The following is a 26,779-nucleotide window of genomic DNA, read 5'->3' on the forward strand; positions in this document are numbered from 1 at the left end:
TTTATTTTTTAATTCTACTTAACATAATTTGAAATAGCTTAATTTTGATTTTTTTTCATTTTGAAAATTTTTTCATTTTGAAAAAATTTTTTTTCATTTTGAAAAATCAGATATCATATCTCTGAATTTTTCTATATAACGTTGTTAAACCTATATTCATTTTACTTGCTATTATTTTTTTTCCTTCAGTGTCTTTTCCAAATATTTCTAAAGCTTTTTGAATGTATTTTTTTTCAATATTCTCAAAATCTTCTAAATAGTTATCTTCTTTAGATAAAGAACAATCCTTTTTTAATTCTTTATCTAAATACTTCTCTTCTAATAATTTTTCAGGAATTGTTGATAAACTTAAAATATCACTACCATCAGAAAGGTTGAACATAAACTCTACAACATTTTCTAACTCTCTTATATTTCCTGGCCAAGAATAATTTAAAAACAATCTCTCTACTTCTATATCGATAAAGTTTATATATCTCTCTGTTATTTTATTATATTTTTTTATTAAATTTCTTGTGATAGGAAGAATATCCTCAACCCTTTTTCTTAAGGGTGCTACTTCAAAGGGAATTACTTTTAACCTATAATAAAGATCCTCTCTGAACTTCTTTTCCATTATCTTTTTTTCTAAATCAACATTAGTTGCTGCAATTATTCTAATATCTAATTCTATATCTCTATTTGAGCCAATTCTTGTTACTTTTCTTTCTTGGAGTACTCTTAAAATTTTTGCTTGAAGATAAAGTGGCATATCACCTATTTCATCTAAAAATATAACTCCTCCATTAGCTAATTCAAATTTTCCCATACGTCCATTTTTATCTGCACCAGTAAAAGCTCCTCTTACATATCCAAACAACTCACTCTCTAAAAGAGATTCTGGAATTGCTGCACAATTTATAACTACAAACGGAGCATTTCTTCTGTCACTATGGTAGTGTAAGGCTCTAGCCACAAGCTCTTTTCCAGTTCCACTTTCACCCGTTATCAAAACTGTAGATTTAGATGGTGCTACATGTTTTATTCTTTCTTTTAATAATTCCGTAAATTCAGACTCTCCAATTATATTTTTTAAAGAAACACTATTAGATGTTTCAACTAATTCTCTGATTCCTTCATTTACTTTATTCATATCATCAAAAATAAAAATCTTTTCATTTCTTCCAAAAGCTTCAAAAGGAAGAATTTTACCTAAAACAAGTAACTCTTTATTTTGAACTTTTAATTTATAAATCTCTTGCTCCATGATAAAATCGTTCTGAGAATCAATAGTTACTTTTTCACCTATAATAGATCTTCCTAAATCTATTTTTTTTAATGCAAAGTTATTTATTGCTGTTATATCTCCTTTTTTATTAAATCTCAAAACACCTTTTTGAATTGTATTCAATATTGTAGAAAGAATGTTCTCTCTTTCTGTTTTTTCTAGATTTTCATTATATTCTATAAATCTAACACTTATTAATTCTGCCATCTGCTCTACAAAATCTAAATAATTTTTTAAATTTTCTAAAACTCTTTTTTTCTGTTCTTCATCAAAAGAAACTAAGCTTATTAAACCTATTATTTCACCTTCATACATTATTGGCGTTGATATCTCAAGAACTTCTAAACAACAGCTCTTTTCTGAGCAACCGTTACATATTTCATCCTCTCTTGGATTCAAAATAACAGTAGTTTCTTTTGTTTCTAATGTTTTTTTGTTTGCTCTACCTTTTATTTTTTCACCTATTTTTTGAGGGCCACTTCCTGTTATTCTTATTAAGTTTTTATCACAGATACCTACATCCATAGAAAATAGCTTTGAAATTGTTTTAGCATATTTTTTTAACTCATCCTTTATCACCAATAAGTCAGTTTTCATCTTACTCCCTTTAAACTATACTTTTTTAATATATGTATACTATCAAAAATATTTATAATAGTCAATTTCTAAAAATATAAATCTTGACTTTTTTAATAAAAAATCTAGTATAGATTATATCATATAGTATGTACTTTGAAAAGAGTTCTTTTTAGAAATATATTTGACACAAAATTCAAAAAAAGGACGAGAAAAGATTTTCTCGTCCTTTAATTAAAATGCAGTTACTACTGCTCCTTTATATGTTTTTTCTATAAATTCTTTTACTTTTTCACTTTGTAAAGCTTTAACTAATTTTTGAATATCCTCTCTTTTTTCATCCCCTTCCCTTACTGCTATTAAATTAGCATAAGGAGATTCTTTTCCTTCTATTATTAAAGCTTCTGTTAATGGATTAAGTCCCGCTTCTAAAGCATAATTTCCGTTTACAACTGCCAAATCAACATCCTTCAAAGCTCTTGGAATTTGTGCTGCATCTAAAGATTTAAATTTAAGATTATTTTTGTTTTCTACTATGTCAAATTCAGTTGCTAAAAGATCAGTTGGATCTTTTAATTTTATAACTCCATTATTATGAAGTAAAATTAAAGCTCTTCCTCCGTTTGTTGGATCATTTGGTATTGCTACAACACCACCTTTTTTTAAATTTTCTATTTTATCAACTTTTTTTGAATAAACTCCTAACGGCTCTACATGTACATTTCCTGCTATCACTAACTTCAGATTTTTTTCTTTAGAAAATGTATCTAAATAAGGTTTATGTTGAAAGAAGTTAGCATCTAACTCTTTCGAATCTAAAAGTAAATTTGGTGTTACATAATCTGTTATCTCAATTATATCTAAATCAACATCTTGAGATTTTAAATCATCTTTTACAAGCTGTAATAGTTGTGCATGGGGAACAGGTGAAGCTCCAACTTTCAATTTTGCTCCATAACTTACAATTGAACCTACTAATCCTAATAATAAAACTAATTTTTTCATAACTACCTCCCATTTTTTTTCAATCTATTTGATATTAAACTCCCTATTAACTGAATCCCTTGAACTAAAGCAATAATTACTAAAACTGAATATATCATAATATCTAATTTAAAACGATTGTAACCAAATCTTATTGCTAAATCTCCTAAACCTCCACCTCCAATAGCTCCAGCCATTGCAGATAATCCAATTAAATTAATAATTAGCAAAGTTATTCCTTGAATTAAAGATGGTAATGACTCAGGTATAATTACCTTTGTTATTATTGTATAATTATTAGCTCCTAGACTCTCACTTGCTTCTATAACACCTCTGTCTACCTCTAAAACACAATTCTCTACAATTCTTGCTACAAATGGAGCCGCCGATATTGAAAGTGGTACAATTGCTGCTGTACTCCCTATTGTAGTTCCTATTACAAATCTTGATAACGGAAGTAACAAAATCATAAGAATGATATATGGAAAAGATCTTGTAATATTTATAACTCCATTTAAAAAGCTATTAATTACCTTGTTTTCATATATGTGACCTTGTGATGTTATTGCTGCTAAAATTCCACATGGAAAACCTATTATAAGAGAAACAATTGCAGAAAATATAACCATATAGATTGTTTCTATTGTCGCCTGTATTAACATATTAAATACCATTATAAACTACCTCCACCCCTACATCTAAACTTGGAAACCATTCTATAGCTTCATTTTGTTTTTCTAAATCTCCTATTAATTCAACAACTAAATGTCCTACTTGCATTGTTGCTAATAAATCAATTGATCCTCCTAAAACATTTATATCTAAATCAAATTTTCTTACAGCTTTAGATAAGATAGGATCACCAGCTACTGATCCTAAAAACATAAGTTTTATTACTTTATTTCCTGGTTTTTTTATAAACTCAATTTCCTCTTTTTCTTGAGCTGGAATATATGAAATTAACTCTTTTGTAACCTCATTTTGAGGATTTAAAAATATTTCATGAGTTTTACCTATTTCTATAATTTCCCCATTTGACATAACTGCAACTTTATCACAGATTTCTCTAATAACTTCCATTTGATGAGTTATTAAAATTACTGTTAAATCCATTTTTTTCTGTATATCTTTTATTAAAGATAATATAGATTTTGTAGTTTTAGGGTCTAGTGCTGAAGTAGCTTCATCCGATAGAAGAATCTTTGGATTATTTGCTAAAGCTCTCGCTATGGCTACTCTTTGTTTTTGACCTCCAGAAAGTTGAGAGGGATAAAATTCTCCTTTGTCTTCAAGTTCAACTAATCTCAGTAATTCATCAACTCTAGTTTTTATCTCTGATTTTTTCCATCCTGCAACCTCTAAAGAAAAGGCTATATTATCTCTCACGTTTCTAGATTTTAATAGATTAAAATGTTGAAATATCATTCCTATTCTCTTTCTTTTTTCCAATAAATCTTTTTTAGAAAGCTTTGCTATATCTGTTCCTTCAATTTTTATAGAACCGCTATTTAATGCTTCTAAACCATTAAATAATCTTATCAAAGAGGATTTTCCTGCACCACTCAATCCTATTATTCCAAATATTTCCCCCTTTTGAATATTTAAATTTACATTTTTTACAGCATGAAAATTATTGCTATAAATTTTATTAACATTCTCTAATATAATCATAATTTTTAATCCTCCCGTATAAAAAAAACTCCCACCTTAATTATTAAAATTAAGATGAGAGTAAATTAATCAAATTTAGATCTCTCCCATCTTTCTGGAATTAGCACCACACTCATTGGTAGGTTGCTGAAACGTCGACGGGCCAGTCCCTCGGTCTCTCTTGATGGTTTTGAGTAATAATATCTCATTTGAAAAAAAAAGTCAATATTTTTTTAAAATAAAATTTTATTTTTGTTCGTAGTCATATAATCTCTCTCTTGATTCTTTCGTTTATACACGATAAAAATTCATAATGAGGAACTTTTAAATATTTTATACTATCTTCTAAATCATAAAAAATCTCTATAAAATCCCCTTCCTTTACTGATTCATCAACTAAAATAAATGAGCTATCCATGCTAATATGAACTATTTCAAACTTTTTATTATTGATTATAGACATAATACCTTCTCCTCTTTTAGAAAATCCATCTCCATAGCCCAATCTTATTTTTGCTATTTTTTTATTTTCAGTCAAAGTTATTTTTTCTTTTTTCTCGTATCCAATATATTTTAAATCGTTTAAATCTTTTATATCTAATATTTTTCCAATTAACTTAAAAGCTCTTTTTATATTAGGATCATAGTAACCTATCTCTTGAAGTCCAAATAAAATTGTTCCACATCTTATATGTGTACATCCAGCACCTTCAATTGAAATAACTCCAGCACTATTTTGCATATGTATAATATCGAATCGCTTTTTATCTAACTCTGATAATATATTATTAAACTTTTTCTCAACAATCAACATATCTTCATAATCAGCCGCAAAGACATGAGTACAGATTCCTTTAAATTTTAAATTTTTCTCTAAAATTAATTTTTTTAATTTTGAAAAATCACTTTCTACAACTCCATTTCTTCCAAATCCAAAATCTAATTTTAAATGAAGTTGTTCCGTCGAAATATCACTCTCTAATAAAAAAAGAAGGTCTTTAAAACTATTTATAACCATCTCAACATTTTTATTTTGTTTCAAAAAATTTAAGTCCTCTATCGTTTCTAAAATTAATATATTTACATTTTTTAACTTCAATTCTAAAATTTTTTCTGCTTCACACTCTCTAGCAACAGCAAAATATTTACACCCGTGCTCTGATAGAAGAGATACGATATTTTTTATTCCATGGCCATACGCATTTGCTTTTACTACAGCTATAATCTCTTTATTCCTTAATCTTTTTAGATATTCATAGTTATGAAGAATATTTTTTTTATTCACTTCGATTTTAAAATCTTTAAATCCCATAACCACTCTCCTGTTTTTTCTCATAGTATACTCCAAAAAGAAAAAAAGGTGAAACAAAGTTTCACCTTTTTATATTATCCTAATAATTGATCGTTAAATTTATCTACTTCTGCTAATACATCTTCAGTTGTACTCATAGACATTACTCTCTCTACAAGAGCTTCTGCTGATGCTTTATCCATAGCCATTATGTTTTTCTTTACTTTTGCAACTGATATAGCTGACATTGAGAATGCATCTAATCCCATTCCAAATAGTAAAGCTGTTGCTCTAGCTTCTCCAGCAAACTCTCCACACATAGATATAGAAATTCCACCCTCGTGTGCTCCATCGATAGCTGCTTTTATTGCTGCTAAAACTCCTGGATTATATGTATCGTATAAATGAGAAATTCTTTCGTTTCCTCTATCTACTGCTAACGTATATTGAGTTAAATCATTTGTTCCTATTGAGAAGAAATCTACTTCTTGTGCAAACCATTTAGCTCTGAATGCTGTTGCAGGAGTTTCAATCATTATTCCTAATTGAATCTCTTCATCGAACTTTATTCCTTCTGCTCTTAATTCTGCTTTACACTCTTCTAATAATTCTTTTGATTTTCTACACTCTTCTATTGAGATTACCATAGGTAACATTATTTTAATATATCCGAAAGCTGATGCTCTTAAAAGTGCTCTGAATTGAGTTTTTAAAATTTCAGGTCTATCTAAACATATTCTTAAAGCTCTCCATCCTAAGAATGGATTTTCCTCATGTGGTAACTCCATATATGGTAAAGATTTATCTCCACCTATATCCATTGTTCTTATTGTTACTGGGAATGGATTTCCATTTTCATCTTTCATAGACTCAGCAACTATTTTATACGCTTCAAATTGCTCATCTTCTGTTGGGAATCTGTCGTTAGCCATAAATAAGAACTCTGTTCTATAAAGACCAATTCCATTAGCTCCGTTTCTTAAAACTCCTGCAACATCTTTTGGAGAACCTATATTTGCCCAAGCTCCTACCGTTACTCCATCTTTTGATGTAGCCGTTTTATCTTTTAATTGCTTTAAAAGTTCTTTTTCTGCTAAATAATTTTCTCTTTTCTTTGTGTATTTTACAACATCTTCTTCTGTTGGATTTAATATAACATCTCCTGTTAATGCATCAACGATTATAGCTGCTTCATTAGAAACTAATGATGTTATGTTTCCTGTTCCAACTACTGCTGGAATTTCTAATGATCTAGCCATAATTGAAGAGTGAGCTGTCTTTCCTCCGATATCAGTTATAAATGCTACAACATTTTTTAAATCTAATTGAGCTGTATCTGATGGAGTTAAATCTCTTGCTACAACTATTGAATTAGCCGGTAATGAAGATAAATCTACTATTTCAATTCCAACAATGTTGTATAACCATCTTTTTGCAATATCTCTTAAATCTGCTGCTCTTTCTCTTAAATATTCATCCTCTAAATTTGCTAACATATCACAATATCCGCTGATACCTTGCTCTAATGCATTTTCTGCTGTTATTTTTTCATCTTCGATTAATTCAATAACTTCATCAAATAAATCTTCATCTTCTAATAGTGTTATATGTCCATCAAATATTGCTGCTTTATCCTCACCTAATTGTCTTGCAGTTTTTTCTCTGATTTTTAAAAGTTGTTCTTTAGTTTTATCTCTTCCTTCTATTAACTTTTCTTTTTGAACCTCAACATTTGAGCATTCTCCTTTGTCTATGAAAAGTTCTTCTTCCTTATATAAAAATACTTTTCCAACTGCTACCCCTGGAGATGCGTCTATACCTTTTACAAATTTTCTCATATTTTATCTCTCCCAAAATTTTTTTTTGACAAAAAAAAGGACAGAGTCACCCCCATCCTTCTCACACATCAAACTATCGTACTATGTTATTAGTCCTTTAGATTTTCTAGTAGGTGAGCTAACTTCTCAACTGCTTCGTTCTCATCTTCTCCAGCAGCATGAACTGTTATTTTTGCACCTTTTTTAATTCCTAAAGAAAGTAATTTTAATAAAGATGTTCCCTTTACTTTTTTCCCCTCTTCATTTTCTAATTCGATTTGAGATGTAAATGTTTTTGCTAAACTTACAAATTCGTTACCAGGTCTTGTATGTAGTCCTGTTTCATTCTTAATTTCAACTGTCTTATTTGCCATAATCCTACTCACCTTTCTACATTTATTGTTTATTATTAAATAAAAATATAAAAATTTAAATCTATTATTCTAATATAGAATACTTAATTTTCAAAATTTTGTCAATTTTTATTTTGAATTGTTTTTTTGTCAAAAAATGTTCATTTTTAAGTCTTTAATTGTGTATTTTATGATATTTTAACTCTTTTATACACTCTGGTTTAACATATCTAAGGTTTTGTTAAATCTATTCATTAATAACTCTCTCAATATACTTCTTTATTGTATTAAAATAGATTTTTTTGGATTTTCTTTTCATAGTCAATAAAAAGTTAACATCAATGTTTTCTTCTAAAGAACACAAATTTATTGCTTGTTCCTCTATTTTTAATTTTTCATACTCATCATATTCATCAAAAACCTTTAATATATCTATTGATATGTCTGTTTCATCAATAAGCTCTTTTATGCTATTTATAACTGGTTTTTTCACTGTTTTTCTTGCTTGATTAATCTTTTTCTTACTAATTAATCCTTTCTCTTTAACTATATTATTGAAAAGTGTTAAGTTTTGTTTTGAAACATCTTCTTCTTGACTTAATAGGTTTTTTAGAACACCATTTATATATTGAACTAAAGTTGTTTTTATGTTTGAATTTAAATTTTTATATATAATTTTTAAAACTTCTACTAAAATTATTTCTCCTTCTTCTAAGAAGATTTTTTTTATTTTAGTATCTGTTCTTTTATCCCAAGCTCTTGAAACATATATATTTTTTTTAGCTTTTTGAATATATTTACCAACTTCTTCTGGATAACTAAACTCTTCATCTTTTTGAGGTTGTTTTTTTATTATTTTTCTTTTTATATTTTCAATTGTATTTTCTTTTGTCGATTCTTCTTGTTTTATCTCTTCAACAACTTCTATTACTTCTGCTTCTTCTATCTCTTCAACATTCAATTCTTTTTTATTACTATATTTTTCTCTATCTTTTGAATATGTAATCTCTTTTGGTTTACTTACTTTATTACTTTCAATAAACGAAGAAACATGACACTCTCCATCTTTTTCACTATTAAATTTATAAACAATATAATATGTGTCTTCTTCTTTATCTTGATATGATTCATAGTATTCAACATATCCTAATTCTACCAATACATCATATGCTTTTTCTACTCTTTTCAAAACTTGTTTCATTCTACATAAAACATATGTTTTTGTATCTCCATTTTTATTGATTCTTTCTGTCGTTTGTTCTGTTTTTAATGGAATAATCGCTGCGATTGTTCTAAGGTTTATTCTATCTTCTTGTTTTTCATATCTAATTTTACTAATATATTTATAAATTCTTCCAGCAATTGGATCTTTAGCTAAAATTTCCATTAAAGCTTTTGAATTATACTTTATATATCTTTTGTCACTAATTTTTTTTCTTATATTTTTATTTAAAGTAACTCTATAATAAATCTTTTTTCCTTTTTTTAATTTTTGATAAGTTAAAAGCTTAAACTCTTCATCTTCAAATTTGTATTTTCCCAACTTTGTATGATTTGACACAATAAATTGATACTCTGTATTTTTTAAATTTTTCAAAGCTTGCTCTACTTTTGTGTAATAGGTTCTATTCATTTTATTTCCTAGAAAATGAACTATAAAATCTGAAATTTCAAATTCTATATACTCATCTTCGTTGTCTAACTCTTTTTTTGCTTCATACGTTGATATTAAATATGTGTATATTTTTTCTTCAAAAATTGAAGGTTGGAATACTTTATCTCTTGAGTCTTTAGCAACCAATGTACAATACATTGTAACTCCTAAATCTTCAAACGAATATTGAAAGTTTACTCTCTTATTTTGTTTTTGTGGAGTAAAAAACGGAAACACTATCATTTCAACAGGTATATTTATAACATTATCTTTTAAATTTAAGAAGTTCCCTGTTTCTTTTATTATAACTTCTCTAACTTCTATGTCTGGTAATTGATTTAATCTAATATCTATCTTGGTTATATCTGTTAAAAGTGACCCTGTTGAAGCTATATTAAAATTCTCAACAACATCTCCTTTTTCCTTTTTCACCTTCTTCTCCATAAAAACCTCTCTATAAATTTTATAATACCAAATATGTATATATACAATAATAATTATATTTAGCGTAATATAATATAGCATTTTTTCTGTATATTAACAATAATATTTTTTTCTTTTTTCATCCCTTTATTTATCTAGTGTTTCAAATAAAAATATTATTTTTTTATAGTAAAATCAATATGTTTTTTTATGTATATAAACAATAATATTTTTTGATTTCTTTAATGCCTTGATTTTACTAAGTTATTATGAATTAAAAATTAATTAATTCTTTTAAAATAAAGCTTTGTCATTATGTCTATTATCAATAATATTTTCTATATTCTTAAATGCCTTGATTTTATTAGGTTTCTTAATTATAGATTTTATAGAACTTCTTTAAAAACATAGGTTTATAATTATGTATATAAACAATAATATTTATAACTCTTTACAAACCTTTGATTTATCTAGCTTTATATTAATTTGAGCATTCTAGTTACCAATAAAACAAAGCTTTTTGCTTATGTCTATTATCAATAATATTTTTTTTTATATAAACTTAATTAAATCAATGGCTAAACATATGTTTTTTTTTTAACTTAGTCAGTACATATAACATTATACAAAAAACAAAAAACAACTATGCGCGTATAATATAATTTTCATAATTTATTCAAAGAATTTCTTATGATTTAAGATTAAATTTTTATTTATTAGAATTTACTTGACAAAACTCAAAAATTCTTCTAAAATATTTATCTGAAATATAGATATTTTTAGGAGGTGAAAAAATGAAAAGAACTTATCAGCCAAATAACAGAAAATACAAAAAAGATCACGGATTTAGAGCTAGAATGGCAACTAAAAACGGAAGAAAAGTATTAAAGAGAAGAAGAGCAAGAGGAAGACAAGTATTATCAGCATAAAACCCGGTGATCTAAAACACCGGGTTTTTAAAGATTTAAGGACTATTTTAGGGAGTTAATAATATGACTAATTTAAAAAAAAATAGGGAGTTTCAAATTGTTTATAACTATGGAAAAAAATCATTTGGATATTACTCTCTTATTTTTTTTAAAGCAAATGAAACAAATGAAAACAGATTTGGATTTGTTGTTAGTAAAAAAACAGGAAATGCAGTCTGTAGAAACAGATTAAAAAGATTATTTAGAGAGTATTGTCGTTTAAATGAAGAAAACCTAAATCTTGGTTATGACATAATTTTTGTTGCTAAAAGAACAGCTGGAGAAAAATTTAAAACATTAAGTTTTGAGGAGATGAAAAAAGATCTTGACCGTGTTCTTAAAAATTCTAAACTATTTAAAAAATAGTTTAATTTGTATTTTGAAAAAAATTATCTTAAATTTAATAAGATTTTATCAAAAATATATTTCAATATTTTTGGGGAAAAACTGTATATTCTACCCATCTTGTTCAAAATATATGTATGATGCAATAGAAGTACATGGAATTTTGAAAGGGACTTATTTAGGAATAATACGAATTTTAAGGTGCCATCCATATTCTAAAGGAGGATATGATCCAGTGCCACCACTTAAAAAATGCGGAGGAAGAAAATAAAATGGAATTTTTATACAAGATATTCGAACAAATATTAATGTTTATAAATGGAATTACAGGAAATTTCGGTTTAGCTATAATTGGTTTAACGATATTAATTAAAATAATATTATTACCATTGACTTTAAAACAAGATAAATCAATGAAAAAAATGAAAGAACTACAACCATTGTTAGAAAAATATAAAGAACAATATGGTCACGATAAAAATTTATTAAACCAAAAAACAATGGAACTTTACAAAGAAAAAAATGTTAATCCGGCTGGAGGATGTTTACCACTAATAGTTCAATTACCAATATTATGGGCACTGTTTGGTGTTTTAAGAGCAGAAAGAGGAATAGTTCCTGCTGAATCGTTCTTATGGATGAATTTATTACAACCGGATCCTTATTATATATTACCTGTTTTAAACGGTATTGTTGCATTTATCCAACAAAAGTTAACAGGAACAGATAGTAACCCACAAATGAAACAAATGATGTATGTATTCCCAATCATGATGATATTTATTTCTTATAAAATGCCAGCTGGTTTACAAATTTACTGGTTAACATCTAGTTTTGTAGGAATCTTACAACAATATTTCATAATGAAAAAAGGAGACTAATACAAAAGTTATGGAAAATATGATTGAAATCAAAGCAAGCAATAGAGAAGTTGCCATTGCTAGAGCTATAAAAATATTGGAAGTTACTGCTGATCAAGTTGTTAAGGTTACTGAACTAGAGAAGCCAAAATCATTCTTTGGTTTTTTTGCTAAAGATGGTTTGTATAAAGTTGAAATTAGCAGAGAAGTAGAAACTGAAGAGATTGAGATTTCAGCTTTAGAAGAAAAGCTAGTAGAAACTATATCAAAAACAGAAACTGAAGAGATTGAGCAAGTAAAAAAAGAAACAAAAAAAGAGATTAAAGAAAATAGAGAAAAGGATATCATTAGACTTTCTCAAGAATTATTGAATAGAATGGGACTTGACTTAGAAGTTGAGGTTCTAAGATTAGAGGGTAAAAATTGTGTTATAAACCTTTATGGTGAAGATAATGGAATTATTATTGGAAAAAAAGGAAAAACATTAAATAGCTATGAATACCTATTAAACACATTGATTAAAGATGTTAGAATAGATGTTGATGTTGAAGGATTTAAAGAAAAAAGAAATGTAACTTTAAGAGATTTAGCTAGAAAAATGGCTGAAAAAGCTATGAAAACAACTAAACCTATAAAATTAAATCCAATGCCACCAAGAGAAAGAAAAATAATACATGAAGTTGTTAATAAATATTCAGAATTAGATACTTATAGCGAAGGAAAAGACCCTAAAAGATATATTGTTATTAGAAAAAAGAAATAGGGGTGAGTTATATGTTTGATACTATTGCTGCCATTTCAACTCCAAGAGGAGAAGGTGGAATAGGAATTGTTAGAATGTCAGGAAGTGATTCTTTATGTATACTAACAAAAATATTTAAACCTATATCAAATAAAAATGTTAGTGACCTTAGAAACTTCAGTATAAACTACGGTCATCTTTATGATGGAGAAGAGTTGATAGATGAAGTTTTAGTTTCTATAATGAAAGGACCTAACACTTATACAAAAGAGGATATTGTAGAAATTAATTGTCATGGAGGATTTTTAATTACAGAAAGAGTTTTAGAGTTAGTTCTAAAAAGTGGAGCTAGAATAGCTGAAATTGGTGAATTTACAAGAAGAGCTTTCTTAAATGGAAGATTGGATTTAACTCAAGCAGAAGCTGTAATTGATTTAATTCATGGTAAAACAGATAAAAGTATTTCTCTTTCTTTAAATCAATTAAGAGGAGATTTAAGAGAGCAAATAGATATATTAAAAAAGCAACTTTTAGATGTTTCTGCTCATGTTAATGTTGTATTAGATTATCCTGAAGAGGGGATAGATGACCCTCTACCAGATGATTTAGTAGATAACTTACACAATGTTGTTAATACAACAGATGCTTTAATCAAATCTTATAATAAAGGAAAAATGATTAAAGAGGGAGTTAAAACAGCTATTGTTGGAAAACCTAATGTTGGAAAATCAAGTTTATTAAACTCTGTTTTAAGAGAAGAAAGAGCTATAGTAACTCATGTAGCTGGAACTACTAGAGATATAATTGAAGAAGTTGTAAACTTAAACGGTGTTCCACTAGTTTTAGTTGATACAGCTGGAATCAGAAAAACAGATGATTTAGTAGAAAATATAGGTGTAGAAAAATCAAAAGAACTTATAGATAAAGCAGATTTAGTTTTATTTGTAGTTGATAACTCTAGAGAGCTAGATGAAGAGGATTTAAAAATCCATGAAAGAATTCAAGCGGATAAAGTTATTGGGCTTATAAATAAAACCGATATTGAATCTAAGTTAGATACGACACCATTAACAAAAATAAAAAAATGGATAAAAATTTCTGCATTAGAAAAAATTGGAATAGATTCAATGGAGAAGGAAATTTATAATTATATAGTTTCTGGACAAGTTGAGGACAGTTCACAAAAATTAGTTATCACTAATGTTAGACATAAGTCTGCGCTAGAAAAAACTAAACAAGCTGTAGAAAATATATTTGAAACAATAGATATGGGATTACCGATGGATTTAATAGCAGTAGATTTAAAAGAGGCTTTAGATTCATTGTCAGAGGTAACGGGAGAAATTAGTAACGAAGATCTTTTAGATCATATCTTTAGTAATTTCTGTGTAGGAAAATAAAGTATTAGCCACGGATTTATTGTCTGTGGCTATAATTTTTTTGACATTTATTTATGTATATGGACAAAAATAAAAGGAGAAATAGTATGAGTTTTAAGTATGATGTAATTGTTGTAGGTGGAGGACATGCTGGGGTTGAAGCAGCTTTAGCAAGTGCTAGATTGAATAGAAATACACTATTATTTACTTTATCGTTAGATAATATAGGAATGATGTCTTGTAATCCTTCTATAGGAGGTCCTGGAAAGAGTAACTTAGTTGCTGAGATAGATGTGTTAGGTGGAGAGATGGGAAGACATACTGATCAATATAATCTTCAATTAAAGCACTTAAATACAAGTAAAGGACCTGCTGCAAGAATAACAAGAGGTCAAGCAGATAAATTTTTATATAGAACAAAAATGAAAACACTATTAGAAGCAACTGAAAATTTAGAAATCATGCAAGATAGTGTCGATGAAATTTTAGTTGAGGATGGAGTTATAAAAGGTGTTAGAACTGCTTTGGGAATAGATTATTATTCTGAAACTGTAGTTTTAGCAACAGGGACATTTTTAAAAGGTAGAATTGTTATTGGTGATGTTAAATATCCTGCGGGTAGAATGGGAGAAAATTCTGCAGAGAAATTATCAGAAAGTTTAGAAAAAAATGGAATATTACTTGAAAGATACCAAACAGCAACACCTCCAAGAATAGATAAAAGAACAGTAGATTTTTCTGTAATGAAACCTCTATATGGAGAAGAACACCCTAGATATTTCTCAATCTATACAGAGAAAGAGAGAAATAACGTTGTTCCAACATGGTTAACACATACATCAGAAGAAACATTGAATGTAACAAAAGAGATGTTAAAGTATTCTCCGATAGTTTCAGGGATAATTGAAACTCATGGACCAAGACATTGTCCTTCATTAGATAGAAAAGTTTTAAATTTCCCAGATAAATTTGATCATCAAATTTTCTTAGAGTTAGAATCTAGTGAATCGAATGAACTTTATGTAAATGGTCTTACAACAGCAATGCCTCCATTTGCTCAAGATGCAATGTTAAAATCAATAAAAGGGTTGGAAAATGCTAAAATAATGAGATATGGATATGCTGTAGAATATGACTATGCTCCAGCTTCACAACTTTATCCAAGTTTAGAAAGTAAGAAAATAAAAGGATTATATTTTGGTGGGCAGATAAATGGTACTTCTGGATATGAAGAGGCAGCTACTCAAGGATTCATAGCAGGGGTTAATGCAGCTAGAAAAACTTTAAATAAAGCTGCAGTGATATTTGATAGAAGTGAAGGATATATAGGAGTATTAGTTGATGATATCATTCATAAAAAGACTCCAGAGCCTTATAGAGTGCTTCCATCAAGATCTGAATATAGATTAACTCTGAGATTTGATAATGGCTTTATGAGGCTCTTAGATAAAGCTGAAGAGATAGGAATAGTACCTAAAGAAAAAATAGAGTTCTTAAAAAAATGTAGAGCAGATGTTTACTCTGAAATTGAAAGAATAAAAGAAACAAAAGTTCCGATGAAAGATGCTAATGAAATATTAGAAAAAAAGGGAACTGAGCAAAGACTAACAAAAGGAGTTCAAGCTAGTGAACTTTTAAAATTTAAAGAGGTTTCATACGATGATTTAGCACATCTTTTAGATATTCCTGAATATCCAGAGTTTGTTAAAAATCAGATAGAAACAATGATAAAATATGAAGTATTTATTGAAAGAGAAAGAGAGCAGATTGAAAGATTTAAAAGATTAGAGGCTTTAAGTATAGCTGAAGATTTTGATTTCGACACTGTTGTTGGAATATCTAATATAGCTAGGGCCGGAATGAAAGAGATAAAGCCTTTATCTATAGGAGAAGCGTCTAGAATAAGTGGTGTTACAGGAAACGATATCGCACTTCTATTAGCAACATTAAAAAAATAGTACTACGAACAAAAATAAAAACTGTAAATACAAAGTTAAATAAACTTGTAATTACAGTTTTTTTTGTTATACTTATATTTGTAATAAAATATCGAGGAGGACAAAGTTGATTATAAGTGATTATCATATACATAGTAGTTTTTCTGGAGATAGTGTTGAGGACTTAGATAAAATCTGTAAAAGAGCTATTGAATTAGGAATTAAAGAGATTGCAATAACTGATCATATGGATTTAGATATAAAAACAGTATCGAATGATTCAAATTTTTATTTAAATTTAGATGAGTATGTTCCTACAATTTTAAAATTAAAAGAGTTTTATAAAAATGACTTAGATATAAAATTAGGTATGGAGTTTGGAATACAAAAGCATTTAGGGGAGATTGGAGATGAAATCATAAAGAGATATCCATTTGATTTTATAATTTCATCTGTTCATACTGTGGATAGACTTTTAGTTGATCAAAAAGAATTTTGGAGCGATAAAACAAGAGATGAAGCTCATGACAAATATTTTTTTGAAATATTAAAAAGCGTGGAAAACTTCAACCAATTTAGTGTTCAAGGACATCTTGATTTTATTACAAGATATGGAGGACTTGACAAAAAAGGATTTATAGATTATATAAGGTATCAGGACCTTATTGACACTATTTTAAAAAAACTAATTTCAAAGGGAAAAGGAATTGAAATAAATACTTCGGGAATAAGATATAATGAAAATAGATTTTACCCATGTGATAATATAATAAAACGTTATTTTGAATTAGGTGGAGAGATTATAACTATAGGTTCAGATTCACATAAAGCATCAGACTTAGGAAAAGATTTTAAAAGAGCTTATGATTTCTTAGAAAGCATAGGAGTAAAATATATATCATCTTTTGATCAGCTAGATGTATCTTTTAAAAAAATAAAATAATTTCTTTAAAAGAAGGTGATTATGAACAAAAATACAAAAAACAAAGGGCTAACTTTTTTAGAAACAATAGTGGTTGTTACTATTATTTTTATTGTTAGCTCTTTTTTATTTGTAAAAATTATTAAAATCAATGAAAAATTTGATCTTGAAAAAGATAGAAGACTTTTGCAAATTACATTTTCAAAATATTCTATGAAGTCGCTTTATTTAAAAGAGAAATATTTAATTGAGTTGGATTTTTTAGAAAAGGAAGTAAGGATAAAAAGAAATAATTTTTTAGTGGAAAAACTATTTTTATCAAAAAAGTTAAATTATGAAATACCATATAATCGATCTAGAAATCCAAAGTTTAATGTAGAAACAACAATTACAGGAAATTTAAGTAAAGCTTTTACTCTTTATATTTTTGGTTATAGAGACCAAGTAGAAAATAGGTTAGCATTTTATACCTTTCAAAGAGAAAAAATTTTAAAAATAAATACATATTTAAATATGAACGTAAAAGGAGTGACATACGAGAATATAATACAATATCATTACTCCACAGAAGGCGAAGAAAGAGTTGGTTGGAAAGAGGAGGAGATATATTGAGGTATAAGATATATGCATTTTTTTTAATAACTGTTGTTTTAATAAAAGTTGAAACTGAAAGAGGTCATTTGAAAAAATATGTTAAAGTTTCAAATTCAGAAAAAAAAGTGAACCTTCAAATTCTAAAAATTCAAAGAGGGGTTTAAATGCAAGAAGATATATATTTTAAAAGAGATGTTTTTGAAATAAAAGAGTTGAAAGATTTAAAATATAACAAAGAAGATATAACAGAAATTTTAAATGAACTTATTTTTTATAGCTTGAAAGAAAGAGTTTCGGATATTCATATAGAATCAAAAGAGGGTTTTATTAAAATAAGAGTTAGAATAGATGGACATTTGAGAAAATATACTGAGATAAGCAAAAGTTTAGGTGTAAGATTAATAACCAAAATAAAATTGATGAGTGAGCTTGATATAGGGGAAAAAAGATTACCACAAGATGGGAGATTTAAAGGACAATTTAAAGATGAGAAAATAGATTTTAGAGTCTCACTAACACCAACGATTTTTGGAGAACGTGTTGTAGTTAGGTTATTAAAAAATAATATATCAGATCTTTCGATAGATAATTTAGGTTTTTCATCTAATAACTTGATTAGATTGAAAGATTTATTGAAAAAAAAGAGTGGATTATTACTTTTTTGTGGGCCTACAGGAAGTGGAAAGACAACGACACTTTACTCTATTGTTAATTATTTACAAAATGAAAATTTGAATATAGTAACAATTGAAGACCCAATAGAATATCAACTAACAGAAATAAATCAAATTCAGTGTAAAAGTGAGATTGGATTAGATTTTTCAACGATATTAAGAAGTGTTTTAAGACAAGATCCAGATATAATTTTAGTTGGAGAGATAAGAGATAAAGAAACAGCAGAGATTGCTTTAATGGCTTCTTTAACAGGACATTTAGTTGTCAGTACTCTACATACGATAGATTCATTATCAGCTATAGATAGATTGATAAATTTTGGAATAGATCGATTTATTATAGCTACAGCAATAACAGCGATTGAAAGTCAAAGATTAGTTAGAAAACTATGTGGTTATTGTGGAGGTGAAAAAAATAGGGAGTGTTGTAATGAAGGATTTAAGGGAAGAGAAGCTGTTGAAGAAATAATTTTTTTTAATAAACAGATAAGAGATTTTATACTTAACGGAACAACAAAAGAGCTAGAGGATTATTTGAGAGAGGAAGGATTTAAAAATCTTTTAGAAAACGGATATTCAAAGGTATCAGAAAAAATAACAACAAAAGAAGAAATATTAAGAGAGTGTTTTGTATGATTTTAAAAAGAAAAATTAAAGATAAGGAGCTTCAAAATCTATATTTAAGGATAGGAAGGTTGTTAAATGCTGGAATTCCTTTAAAAAAAGCAATTGAATTTCAAAAAAATAGTTCAAAAAATAAATTATTAAAATCTAGAATTTTGAATCTGGATAGAAGATTGCAAAAAGGAGAAAATATCTATTTTATATTAAAGGACGAAGAACTTATAAAAGAGAGGGAACTTCTGATTATTTATGTCTCTGAAAATATAGGAAAAATGGGAGATGGTTTTTTAAAAATAGCACAAATGAAAGAGAAAAAAGAGAGATTAAAAAACGAAATAAAAATAGCACTATCATATCCTATTTTTATTTTAGTTATATCGACAATAATAATTCTTTTAATATTTTATTTTATAGTCCCAAATTTTGAGACTGTTTATTCATTAAATCCAAATGAGCTCCCATTAATAACAAGATTTATCTTAAAAATTAAAAATATATTATCAAAATATCCCTACACAATTTTAATTTATATTTGTGTAGTTTTTTTTTGCTTAAAATCGAAAGTTATGAAAAAAACATTATATAAAATTCCTATAGTTAAAAAATTTTTAATTGAAAAATATATGATAAGTATTTTAGATAACTTATCAACTCTTTTAGAATCGGGTATTTCTATAGACAAAGGTATTGATATAATTTTAGAGAATTTAGAATCTGGATTTTTAAAAAATAAAATATATATTTTAAAAAATATAAAAAAAGGTGATCTTCTTTCTAATTGTTTTAAAAGATTAGGTTTTTTTTCTTTAGAAGAGATTGATATGGTTAGAGTTGGAGAAGAGAGTGGAAACGTAATTTTGATATTAAAAGAGATTGCTTTAGTGAGAGAGGAGGAGTTAAATAAAAGATTGAAAATGATTTTAAAATTAGTAGAACCATTTTTATTATTGATAATAGGAATAATAATAAGTGTTTTTGTTGTTGGTTTATATTTACCAATTTTAAATATAGACGATATTTTAAATGTTTAGAAGGAGGGTTAATGAAAAGAAGAGAAGGGTTTAGTGTTATTGAGATTATCTTAGTTTTAGGAGTTATTGGAATCTTAAGTAGCTTTATTGTGCCTAAGGTGAGGGATTATCTTGCTATGGCAAAAGATTCAAAAGCTATTAATACTCTTCAAAATTTGCGTGTTGCATCAGAGACTTACTATTTAGAAAAAGGTTCTTATCCATGGCCGAGTACTGGAATAACTAATATGTCTGAAGTATTGGAAAATTTAGAAAATTATATTGGAAAAAATAAAGTCCCAAAACCAGGAGATGGAGATGATCTTTTACTTGAAATAGGAGGAAGTAAGTCAACACCAGACGGAGAGATAACTTATGGTGGAGAAGTAAAAGTTAATTTAGACACAGGAAACACACATTTTATCTTAACTCCTAAAGATTCAAAACAAGAATATAATATTCGAGGAGAAAAATGGGAGGATATTTGATTCATATATTAGAGATATTTATTTTATTTGAAATAATATTTAGAGATTTCAAAGAGAAAATAATATTGAATAAAAGTAATATAGCACTTCTTTGTATAGGTATTTACTTTGGATTTTTTTATGGTGATTTGAGAGAACGAGTTATAGGAAGTGCTCTTTATACGTTACCATTTATATTTTTATATACTTATGGTAGCGATTTCTTTAAAAAAGAGTGCATAGGGTTAGGGGATATTAAGTTGATGATTTCAATAGGGATGTTATTGAAATTTCAAAATTTTATAAATATATTATTGTTTATAAACATAAGTTTTATTTCAGCGCTAATCTATATAGTTATTAAGTATGTATTTTTTAAAACTTTAGAAAAAGAGATAGCTTTTGGACCTTTTTTAATTTTTTCATACATAATATTAAAATATGGTGAGCTATATGACAAATTCTAAAAGAGGATCAACATATATAGAGATATTAATTTCACTGGTTATAATCTTATTAGTTATCAATCCAATATTTTCTGGAATCATATATTTAAAAAGAAATCTTAATTTTTTAGAAGATTATAAAATTTTAGAAAATGAAATTGAAAAAGTTAGGTCTTTTTATAAATGGAACAATATAGATATAGATTATTTATCTGAAGATAAAGAAATAATAATTGATATAAAAAAGAAAATTATATATGAGGAGCTTTATAAATTTGAAATAATTATTTATAAGAAGTATTTAAAGAGAGAGAGTATTTTATATGTATATAAACAAAAATAAAGGGACTACTCTAGTAGAGATGATTGTAGTTTTGTTTATAATTACAGTTATTTTGCAAACGTTCTATATTTATATAAGGCATATAAATATAGAAAATAAAAGAGTTTTTAAAAAAATTCAAGAAAAAATGAACAGTGAAATTATTTTCAATAAAATTCAGAATTCGATGTATGAATCATATACTTATAAGATTTATCAATATTCAAATATGCCAAAAGTAATTGATTATTCAAGAGAAAGCTTAAAAGAAGGAAATATGTTATTAATAGAAAAGTATATTGCTTATCAAGATGAAACAGAAATTGAGATATATTATCAAACAAGTAATTTAATAAAATCATACTATGGTTTAAAAAATACTCAAAACGAGATTCGAAAGATAGAGGGGGGAGATACTATTTTAAGTAAAGTGAAAATAAGATTTTATTTAAAAGAATATGGAGCAAATGTGGAGGGATTTTATTTTAGTCAAGAATATAAGAAAGAACTCAAGAGATAAGGGTGTTATTTTACCCTTAGTTTTATTATTAATCTCTATTTTAATGTGGTCTTTCTCTTTCTTTTTATTTTTTTATAAATCTGAAATAGATGAGTTTCAAGCTTTAAAGCGCTCAAATGATGACTATTGGGAGATGGAGAATATAAGCATAATAGCAGAGTATGAACTTAGCAAAGGTAATGAAAGCATAAAAAAAGATATTTATAGAGATATTATAGAATATTTTGAAGACCATGATTTAATTTGGATAGAACCAAATAAAATATCAAAAAGTGGATATAAGAGATATAAAGTGATACGAAATAATAGTGAAATAACAGGAAAAGTTGAGTTAAATTTGGGTACAGATAATATTTTAGATATAACATTATTGAAAGAGATTTGGATAGAAAATAAATTGATAGAGATTATTGTAAAAATTAATTATGAATATTTAAGATACGACGGCGATTTTTACAACAGCTATAAAAGAGGGGTTGATAGGATTGAGGCAAGAGTAAAGTATGAAAACGTTAGAAATAAATGATAGAGGAATAAAAGTTCTTGAAGATGGTGAAATAATAAATCAAGCTCTTTTCAAAGAATATGAAGAGATTCCATTTGAAGTTAAAGAGTTATTACTTATTTATGATGCTCCAGAAAATATTATCTTAAGAATCTCGTTTTCTTTAGATGAAGAGATAGTTTTTGAAATAAAAAAAGTTATAAAAGAAGTTGGATGGACATTAAAAGAATCTTGTAAAGTTTCAAAAAAAATTAAAATGTTATTAATATTAGTAGTAATATTAGAATTATTTTTTTTATGTATAATTTTTTTTAAAGTTTCATCTTTAGAAAAACAAGTTTTCGAATTAAGAAAAGAGAATGTAAATAGTCGAAAAATAATATCTTCATTTGATGAAAGGATAAAGATTATACCAAATGAAGAGAACAAAGTTAATGTTTTTCAGAAAAGTGATTTAAATAACTTTTTAGTATTTCTATCCGAAGTTTCAAGAATATCTGGAGTAAATTATGAAAAAATACAATTTTTAGATAAAAAAATTTTAATATCTGGATTTGGAAGAAATATGAGTAATCTGTCAAAATTAAAAAAATTTATTTCTGGATATGAAAAGATAAAAGAGTCAAAATTTGATTTTATAAAAAAAGAGGGGGAAGAACTATATTTTTTGATAGAATTAGATCAAGAGTAGGAAAATTAGATAAAAAAATATTTATCTATTTATTAATAATTTTGAGTTTATTTTTAATTTTTATAAATCAAGGTTTAAAATTGAAAATATTAATTGATGAAAAACAGGTTTTAGCTGTAACTCAAAATAATTTAAAAAATATAATTTTAGAAAAAGAGATTTTGTTTAAAGAATACAATAAAAAAATGAATGAAATGGATTTAAAAAAAGAAAAAGAAAACTTTAGTTATTTTATTTTTAATGGAACAGAAGATGTTTTTAATTTTATAAATAATTTAATAGAAGAAAATAATTTAGATTTAGAAATGATAGGTCGAGAGGTAATAGAAAAAAATAGTGAGACATATGGAGAGGTTTATTTTCAAATTCGTGGAAACGAATTTGAAATTTATAATTTTATTTATGACTTGGAGAATTCAAAAAAATTTATAAAATTCAATATGAATTCAATTTTAATAGAAATAGATGGAGATAAGTTGTATTTAAAATCGAATATTATGTATATAATCAATAATAAAAAAAATAAAATAGACTATGATTATTATAATAGAGACACTTTTAAAAAGTTTAGAAGTAGAAATATTCAAGGAAAAAGGAGAATGTTATAATGGTGATTAAAAGTGGTATATTATTTTTTTTAATATGTTTTAGTATTTTTTCGATGGAGAATTATCCAAAAGAATTGGATTTAAAAGATATTCCAATTACAGATTTATTTGCTCATTTATCAAAGTATTCAAAATATACTTTGATAGGTGATTCTTATATAAAAGATATAACTGTGGATGTTTTTTTTAAAAAAGGAACTTCAATTGAAGAAATCTTAGTAACTGTTGAAAAAACCTATGGTTTAACAAGAGTAAAGAGTGGTAATACTTTTATTTTTAGAGGAAGAAAATCTGAAGATAAAGATATGTTAGTTGGTAAAGTTTATGATATAAATACAAATAGAGAGGTAAAAGGGGTTACAGTTCTCTTGAAAAGAAGAGAGGCTTTAGAAGCTATATCTGGTGAGTATGGAGAGTATTTGTTAGATAGTTTAAGTAGAGGAACATATTTTATATCGATTTTATCAAACGATTATGTATACGAAGGAGATTTTTTAGATATAAAAGAAGGTATTAATAGATTTGATTTTTATATTGAGAAAAAAAATTATAAATCTGTAAAAAATATCGTTGAAGAAAGGGAACAAAAAATTAAAAAAGATGATATAATAGAACATATTTTATTAGAAAATCTAAATCATAAAGAGATTGAAAAGATTTTAAAAGAGACTTTTGATGAGAAGTTGAAAGTTTCAACAAGTCCAGGAAATAACTCAATTATAATTTTTGGTAATGGAGAAGCGGTTTACACAGCTAAAAAATTAATAAATCAATTGGATAAAAGAAAAAAACAAGTTAGGGTTACTGCAGAAATTATAGATGTAAAGGAAAATTTATTTGAAGATTTAGGATTTAATTGGGCTTACGATAGTCAAGGTAGATTGTCTGATAAAAATAGTGGAGTTTATCTTCAAACATTAGTTTCGACAGGAGTTGACGGTGTTGGTGAAATTATGGGAAGTTCAATTAATTTTGTGAGTAAATTTAATAGTGGAAAAGATGTTTTAGATTTAACTTTAAATCTATTAGAAACGACACAGGACTTAACGGTGAATGCATTACCTTCGATTATACTATTAAATGGTGAGACAGGAACACTAAAAATGACCGAAGAAGTAATTGTTGGTGAAGACAAAGAGGAAAACACAAATAACGATACAATTAATTATAAACCGATATTTAAAGAAGCTGGTATAATATTGAAAGTATTGCCATCTATAAAGGAAGATAACAGTGTTTATCTAGATTTAGACTTAGAGGCTAGTGATTTTAAATTGAAAAAATCATTAAAGCCAAATGATGAGAATTCAGGAACATTTAATTCAGAAGGTGGTTCTAAAATTTCAAGGCAGCTACAAACAAAAGTTAGAATAAAAAATAATGACGTAATTTTAATTGGGGGATTAAAAAGGAAAATAGATCAAAAAATAAATAGTAAAGTTCCTTTTTTAGGAGATATTCCTGCTGTTGGAGTTTTATTTAAAAGTAGGTCGAGTAGATTAGAACATACAGATTTATATATAAAATTAAAAGCTGAAGTAATAGAGGAGATTTAAAATGGAAAAGAGTAGATTAGAAGAGATACTTAATAGTTTTCAAAATTTAAAGGTTGCAGTAGTTGGAGATATGATGCTAGATGATTATTTGATTGGATCAGTAGATAGAATATCTCCAGAGGCACCAGTACCAGTAGTATCAATAAAAAAAGAGAGATTTGTGCTAGGTGGAGCAGCAAATGTAGTTAACAACTTATCCACATTAGGAGCAAAAGCTGTTTGTTTTGGTGTTATTGGTGAGGATTTTGATGGTGAAAGATTAGTTAGAGAATTAGAAGCAAAGTCAATAGAAACATCAGGAATTGTAAAAACTAATGATAGACCAACAATAGTAAAAAGAAGAATAATAAGTGGTACACAGCAGCTATTAAGATTGGATTGGGAAGATGCTAGAGCAATTCCTGAAAATTTGGAAAATAACTTATTAGAACAAATAGAAAAAAGAATAGATGGATTAGATGCAATAATTTTATCAGATTATGATAAAGGAGTTTTAACTCCAAGAGTTGTAAAAAAAATAATAACGCTATGTAGAGAAAAAGGGATAATTGTAACGGTAGATCCAAAACCTAAAAATGCACTTAACTATATTGGGGCTACATCAATGACTCCAAATAGAAAGGAAGCTGTTGAGTGTCTAGGAAAAAAGAGTTTTGATAATATGCTTGCAATAGGAAAAGAGCTTAAAGAAAAATTACAATTAGACAACTTATTATTAACAAGAAGTGAAGAAGGAATGAGTCTTTTCCATGAAGAGAATGTAATAAATATTCCAACATATGCAAAAGAAGTTTTTGATGTAACAGGAGCAGGAGATACAGTAATATCTGTATTTACTTTAGCATGTGCAGCGGGAGTAACACTTCATGAAGCAGCAAAGATTGCAAATACAGCAGCGGGAGTTGTTGTAGGAAAAATGGGAACATCAACAGTTACAAAAGAAGAGATTTTAGATTTTTACAATAGAATCTATAATGAGTGGAAATAGGTGAAAGTTATGCTAAGAATTGGAAATGGGTATGATGTTCATAGATTAGTAGAAGGTAGAAGATTGGTTTTAGGTGGGGTAGAGATACCTCACCTAAAAGGTGTATTGGGTCACTCTGATGGAGATGTTTTAATACATGCAATAATGGATGGATTGTTAGGTGCTTTAGCATTAGGAGATATCGGTCAACATTTTCCTGATACTTCAAATGAGTATAAAGATATTGATAGTATGATTTTATTAGAAAGAGTCTTTCAGATAGTAAAAAGCAAAGGTTATGCTATTGTAAATTTAGATTGTATAATTGTTGCTCAAAAACCTAAATTAAAACCATATTTAGATTTAATGAGAGAAAGAGTTGCTTTAGTTTTAGAAACAGATATTTCAAATGTTAGTATAAAAGCTACGACAGAAGAGAAACTAGGCTTTACAGGAAATGAAGATGGAATAAAATCTTATTGTGTAGTTCTTTTACAAAAAAAATAAAATATAATAAAAAAATAGTTGCATTAATGAATAGATTGTGCTATACTAGTTTTGTCTTCAAGGAAGCATAGCTCAGTTGGGAGAGCACCTGCCTTACAAGCAGGGGGTCACTGGTTCAAG

At 26.8% G+C, this 26,779-nt stretch carries 30 protein-coding genes and 1 riboswitch; of the genes, 22 read left to right on the forward strand and 8 right to left on the reverse strand.

Annotation, left to right across the window (positions count from 1 at the left end; all coding sequences use genetic code 11):
- Window positions 1-106: 106 nt before the first annotated feature.
- The 8 genes from L988_RS06780 to L988_RS06815 all read right to left on the reverse strand — a co-directional run bounded on the left by L988_RS06780 (window position 107) and on the right by L988_RS06815 (window position 10,036).
- Entirely contained in the window at window positions 107-1,864 is a 1,758-nt protein-coding gene (locus tag L988_RS06780; RefSeq protein WP_047382811.1) for a sigma-54-dependent Fis family transcriptional regulator, read from the reverse strand.
- A gap of 213 nt (window positions 1,865-2,077) precedes the next feature.
- Window positions 2,078-2,848 (reverse strand): MetQ/NlpA family ABC transporter substrate-binding protein, encoded by a 771-nt coding sequence (locus tag L988_RS06785; RefSeq protein WP_047382813.1) that lies wholly within the window; start codon window positions 2,846-2,848, stop codon window positions 2,078-2,080.
- 2 nt (window positions 2,849-2,850) lie between these two features.
- Window positions 2,851-3,501, reverse strand: a complete 651-nt coding sequence (locus tag L988_RS06790) for a methionine ABC transporter permease (RefSeq protein WP_047382815.1) — start codon at window positions 3,499-3,501, stop codon at window positions 2,851-2,853.
- The gene (locus tag L988_RS06795; RefSeq protein ID WP_047382817.1) at window positions 3,491-4,498 is read right to left on the reverse strand and encodes a methionine ABC transporter ATP-binding protein; all 1,008 of its coding nucleotides are present in this window, start codon (window positions 4,496-4,498) and stop codon (window positions 3,491-3,493) included. Before L988_RS06795 ends, L988_RS06790 begins: the two co-directional genes overlap by 11 nt.
- 83 nt (window positions 4,499-4,581) lie before the next feature.
- Window positions 4,582-4,668, reverse strand: a riboswitch (SAM riboswitch).
- A gap of 71 nt (window positions 4,669-4,739) precedes the next feature.
- The gene (locus tag L988_RS06800; RefSeq protein WP_081982774.1) at window positions 4,740-5,813 is read right to left on the reverse strand and encodes an alanine racemase; all 1,074 of its coding nucleotides are present in this window, start codon (window positions 5,811-5,813) and stop codon (window positions 4,740-4,742) included.
- Between the two features lie 50 nt (window positions 5,814-5,863).
- The gene (ptsP, locus tag L988_RS06805; protein WP_047382821.1) at window positions 5,864-7,606 is read right to left on the reverse strand and encodes a phosphoenolpyruvate--protein phosphotransferase; all 1,743 of its coding nucleotides are present in this window, start codon (window positions 7,604-7,606) and stop codon (window positions 5,864-5,866) included.
- A gap of 89 nt (window positions 7,607-7,695) precedes the next feature.
- Window positions 7,696-7,959 (reverse strand): HPr family phosphocarrier protein, encoded by a 264-nt coding sequence (locus tag L988_RS06810; RefSeq protein WP_047382823.1) that lies wholly within the window; start codon window positions 7,957-7,959, stop codon window positions 7,696-7,698.
- 226 nt (window positions 7,960-8,185) lie between these two features.
- The gene (locus tag L988_RS06815) at window positions 8,186-10,036 is read right to left on the reverse strand and encodes a replication initiator protein A (RefSeq protein WP_047382824.1); all 1,851 of its coding nucleotides are present in this window, start codon (window positions 10,034-10,036) and stop codon (window positions 8,186-8,188) included.
- 773 nt (window positions 10,037-10,809) lie between these two features.
- On the opposite strand from L988_RS06815, the gene rpmH reads away from it, so the two are divergent.
- The 22 genes from rpmH to ispF all read left to right on the forward strand — a co-directional run bounded on the left by rpmH (window position 10,810) and on the right by ispF (window position 26,659).
- Window positions 10,810-10,944: a 50S ribosomal protein L34 gene (rpmH, locus tag L988_RS06820; protein WP_047382826.1), complete on the forward strand. Its 135-nt coding sequence runs from the start codon at window positions 10,810-10,812 to the stop codon at window positions 10,942-10,944.
- A gap of 63 nt (window positions 10,945-11,007) precedes the next feature.
- Window positions 11,008-11,349, forward strand: coding sequence for a ribonuclease P protein component (gene rnpA / locus L988_RS06825; protein ID WP_047382828.1), 342 nt, complete (start codon window positions 11,008-11,010; stop codon window positions 11,347-11,349).
- 13 nt (window positions 11,350-11,362) lie between these two features.
- On the forward strand, window positions 11,363-11,599 hold the full coding sequence (yidD, locus tag L988_RS06830; protein ID WP_047382864.1) for a membrane protein insertion efficiency factor YidD: 237 nt from the start codon (window positions 11,363-11,365) through the stop codon (window positions 11,597-11,599).
- Between the two features lies 1 nt (window position 11,600).
- Window positions 11,601-12,209 (forward strand): YidC/Oxa1 family membrane protein insertase, encoded by a 609-nt coding sequence (locus tag L988_RS06835; protein WP_047382830.1) that lies wholly within the window; start codon window positions 11,601-11,603, stop codon window positions 12,207-12,209.
- Window positions 12,210-12,219: 10 nt separating this feature from the next.
- Window positions 12,220-12,951, forward strand: a complete 732-nt coding sequence (locus L988_RS06840; RefSeq protein ID WP_047382831.1) for a R3H domain-containing nucleic acid-binding protein — start codon at window positions 12,220-12,222, stop codon at window positions 12,949-12,951.
- Window positions 12,952-12,962: 11 nt separating this feature from the next.
- Complete coding sequence (gene mnmE / locus L988_RS06845) at window positions 12,963-14,330, forward strand: tRNA uridine-5-carboxymethylaminomethyl(34) synthesis GTPase MnmE (protein ID WP_047382833.1); 1,368 nt, start codon at window positions 12,963-12,965, stop codon at window positions 14,328-14,330.
- An 86-nt stretch (window positions 14,331-14,416) separates the two neighbouring features.
- A complete protein-coding gene (gene mnmG, locus L988_RS06850) occupies window positions 14,417-16,267 on the forward strand; it encodes a tRNA uridine-5-carboxymethylaminomethyl(34) synthesis enzyme MnmG (protein WP_047382835.1) in 1,851 nt (616 codons plus the stop codon).
- Window positions 16,268-16,373: 106 nt separating this feature from the next.
- A complete protein-coding gene (locus tag L988_RS06855; protein WP_047382837.1) occupies window positions 16,374-17,189 on the forward strand; it encodes a histidinol-phosphatase HisJ family protein in 816 nt (271 codons plus the stop codon).
- Window positions 17,190-17,210: 21 nt separating this feature from the next.
- Window positions 17,211-17,780, forward strand: coding sequence for a hypothetical protein (locus tag L988_RS06860; RefSeq protein ID WP_047382839.1), 570 nt, complete (start codon window positions 17,211-17,213; stop codon window positions 17,778-17,780).
- Window positions 17,777-17,926: a hypothetical protein gene (locus tag L988_RS13650; RefSeq protein WP_156110663.1), complete on the forward strand. Its 150-nt coding sequence runs from the start codon at window positions 17,777-17,779 to the stop codon at window positions 17,924-17,926. Before L988_RS06860 ends, L988_RS13650 begins: the two co-directional genes overlap by 4 nt.
- Complete coding sequence (locus tag L988_RS06865) at window positions 17,927-19,072, forward strand: GspE/PulE family protein (protein WP_052191738.1); 1,146 nt, start codon at window positions 17,927-17,929, stop codon at window positions 19,070-19,072. It begins immediately after the preceding gene.
- Window positions 19,069-20,091 carry a type II secretion system F family protein gene (locus L988_RS06870; RefSeq protein ID WP_047382841.1) on the forward strand — a complete coding sequence of 341 codons (1,023 nt, stop codon included), beginning with the start codon at window positions 19,069-19,071 and terminating at the stop codon, window positions 20,089-20,091. The genes L988_RS06865 and L988_RS06870 overlap by 4 nt, the downstream gene beginning before the upstream one ends.
- 11 nt (window positions 20,092-20,102) lie before the next feature.
- Window positions 20,103-20,558 (forward strand): type II secretion system protein, encoded by a 456-nt coding sequence (locus L988_RS06875; RefSeq protein WP_047382842.1) that lies wholly within the window; start codon window positions 20,103-20,105, stop codon window positions 20,556-20,558.
- Entirely contained in the window at window positions 20,555-21,004 is a 450-nt protein-coding gene (locus tag L988_RS06880) for a prepilin peptidase (RefSeq protein ID WP_197053405.1), read from the forward strand. The genes L988_RS06875 and L988_RS06880 overlap by 4 nt, the downstream gene beginning before the upstream one ends.
- Window positions 20,991-21,326 (forward strand): hypothetical protein, encoded by a 336-nt coding sequence (locus L988_RS06885; protein WP_047382846.1) that lies wholly within the window; start codon window positions 20,991-20,993, stop codon window positions 21,324-21,326. The genes L988_RS06880 and L988_RS06885 overlap by 14 nt, the downstream gene beginning before the upstream one ends.
- On the forward strand, window positions 21,307-21,825 hold the full coding sequence (locus L988_RS06890; protein ID WP_047382848.1) for a prepilin-type N-terminal cleavage/methylation domain-containing protein: 519 nt from the start codon (window positions 21,307-21,309) through the stop codon (window positions 21,823-21,825). The genes L988_RS06885 and L988_RS06890 overlap by 20 nt, the downstream gene beginning before the upstream one ends.
- Window positions 21,826-21,958: 133 nt before the next feature.
- Window positions 21,959-22,351: a hypothetical protein gene (locus L988_RS06895; protein WP_156110704.1), complete on the forward strand. Its 393-nt coding sequence runs from the start codon at window positions 21,959-21,961 to the stop codon at window positions 22,349-22,351.
- On the forward strand, window positions 22,329-23,021 hold the full coding sequence (locus L988_RS06900; protein WP_047382852.1) for a hypothetical protein: 693 nt from the start codon (window positions 22,329-22,331) through the stop codon (window positions 23,019-23,021). The genes L988_RS06895 and L988_RS06900 overlap by 23 nt, the downstream gene beginning before the upstream one ends.
- 80 nt (window positions 23,022-23,101) lie before the next feature.
- Window positions 23,102-23,629, forward strand: a complete 528-nt coding sequence (locus tag L988_RS06905; RefSeq protein WP_047382854.1) for a hypothetical protein — start codon at window positions 23,102-23,104, stop codon at window positions 23,627-23,629.
- A complete protein-coding gene (locus L988_RS13275; protein WP_052191739.1) occupies window positions 23,629-25,185 on the forward strand; it encodes a type II secretion system protein GspD in 1,557 nt (518 codons plus the stop codon). The genes L988_RS06905 and L988_RS13275 overlap by 1 nt, the downstream gene beginning before the upstream one ends.
- A gap of 1 nt (window position 25,186) precedes the next feature.
- Complete coding sequence (rfaE1, locus tag L988_RS06915; RefSeq protein WP_047382856.1) at window positions 25,187-26,173, forward strand: D-glycero-beta-D-manno-heptose-7-phosphate kinase; 987 nt, start codon at window positions 25,187-25,189, stop codon at window positions 26,171-26,173.
- A gap of 9 nt (window positions 26,174-26,182) precedes the next feature.
- Complete coding sequence (gene ispF, locus L988_RS06920) at window positions 26,183-26,659, forward strand: 2-C-methyl-D-erythritol 2,4-cyclodiphosphate synthase (protein WP_047382858.1); 477 nt, start codon at window positions 26,183-26,185, stop codon at window positions 26,657-26,659.
- The last annotated feature ends 120 nt before the right edge of the window (window positions 26,660-26,779 follow it).

The sequence above is a fragment of the Cetobacterium sp. ZWU0022 genome, from assembly GCF_000800875.1.
Taxonomy (GTDB): Bacteria; Fusobacteriota; Fusobacteriia; order Fusobacteriales; family Fusobacteriaceae; genus Cetobacterium_A.

Bases quoted from the DNA above. Each gene is read 5' to 3' on its own strand.
- L988_RS06780 (WP_047382811.1), bottom strand. From the start codon at position 1,864: ATGAAAACTGACTTATTGGTGATAAAGGATGAGTTAAAAAAATATGCT.
- L988_RS06785 (WP_047382813.1), bottom strand. From the start codon at position 2,848: ATGAAAAAATTAGTTTTATTATTAGGATTAGTAGGTTCAATTGTAAGT.
- L988_RS06790 (WP_047382815.1), bottom strand. From the start codon at position 3,501: ATGGTATTTAATATGTTAATACAGGCGACAATAGAAACAATCTATATG.
- L988_RS06795 (WP_047382817.1), bottom strand. From the start codon at position 4,498: ATGATTATATTAGAGAATGTTAATAAAATTTATAGCAATAATTTTCAT.
- L988_RS06800 (WP_081982774.1), bottom strand. From the start codon at position 5,813: ATGAGAAAAAACAGGAGAGTGGTTATGGGATTTAAAGATTTTAAAATC.
- ptsP (WP_047382821.1), bottom strand. From the start codon at position 7,606: ATGAGAAAATTTGTAAAAGGTATAGACGCATCTCCAGGGGTAGCAGTT.
- L988_RS06810 (WP_047382823.1), bottom strand. From the start codon at position 7,959: ATGGCAAATAAGACAGTTGAAATTAAGAATGAAACAGGACTACATACA.
- L988_RS06815 (WP_047382824.1), bottom strand. From the start codon at position 10,036: ATGGAGAAGAAGGTGAAAAAGGAAAAAGGAGATGTTGTTGAGAATTTT.
- rpmH (WP_047382826.1), top strand. From the start codon at position 10,810: ATGAAAAGAACTTATCAGCCAAATAACAGAAAATACAAAAAAGATCAC.
- rnpA (WP_047382828.1), top strand. From the start codon at position 11,008: ATGACTAATTTAAAAAAAAATAGGGAGTTTCAAATTGTTTATAACTAT.
- L988_RS06835 (WP_047382830.1), top strand. From the start codon at position 11,601: ATGGAATTTTTATACAAGATATTCGAACAAATATTAATGTTTATAAAT.
- L988_RS06840 (WP_047382831.1), top strand. From the start codon at position 12,220: ATGGAAAATATGATTGAAATCAAAGCAAGCAATAGAGAAGTTGCCATT.
- mnmE (WP_047382833.1), top strand. From the start codon at position 12,963: ATGTTTGATACTATTGCTGCCATTTCAACTCCAAGAGGAGAAGGTGGA.
- mnmG (WP_047382835.1), top strand. From the start codon at position 14,417: ATGAGTTTTAAGTATGATGTAATTGTTGTAGGTGGAGGACATGCTGGG.
- L988_RS06860 (WP_047382839.1), top strand. From the start codon at position 17,211: ATGAACAAAAATACAAAAAACAAAGGGCTAACTTTTTTAGAAACAATA.
- L988_RS06865 (WP_052191738.1), top strand. From the start codon at position 17,927: ATGCAAGAAGATATATATTTTAAAAGAGATGTTTTTGAAATAAAAGAG.
- L988_RS06870 (WP_047382841.1), top strand. From the start codon at position 19,069: ATGATTTTAAAAAGAAAAATTAAAGATAAGGAGCTTCAAAATCTATAT.
- L988_RS06875 (WP_047382842.1), top strand. From the start codon at position 20,103: ATGAAAAGAAGAGAAGGGTTTAGTGTTATTGAGATTATCTTAGTTTTA.
- L988_RS06885 (WP_047382846.1), top strand. From the start codon at position 20,991: ATGACAAATTCTAAAAGAGGATCAACATATATAGAGATATTAATTTCA.
- L988_RS06890 (WP_047382848.1), top strand. From the start codon at position 21,307: ATGTATATAAACAAAAATAAAGGGACTACTCTAGTAGAGATGATTGTA.
- L988_RS06895 (WP_156110704.1), top strand. From the start codon at position 21,959: ATGGAGAATATAAGCATAATAGCAGAGTATGAACTTAGCAAAGGTAAT.
- L988_RS06900 (WP_047382852.1), top strand. From the start codon at position 22,329: ATGAAAACGTTAGAAATAAATGATAGAGGAATAAAAGTTCTTGAAGAT.
- L988_RS13275 (WP_052191739.1), top strand. From the start codon at position 23,629: ATGGTGATTAAAAGTGGTATATTATTTTTTTTAATATGTTTTAGTATT.
- rfaE1 (WP_047382856.1), top strand. From the start codon at position 25,187: ATGGAAAAGAGTAGATTAGAAGAGATACTTAATAGTTTTCAAAATTTA.
- ispF (WP_047382858.1), top strand. From the start codon at position 26,183: ATGCTAAGAATTGGAAATGGGTATGATGTTCATAGATTAGTAGAAGGT.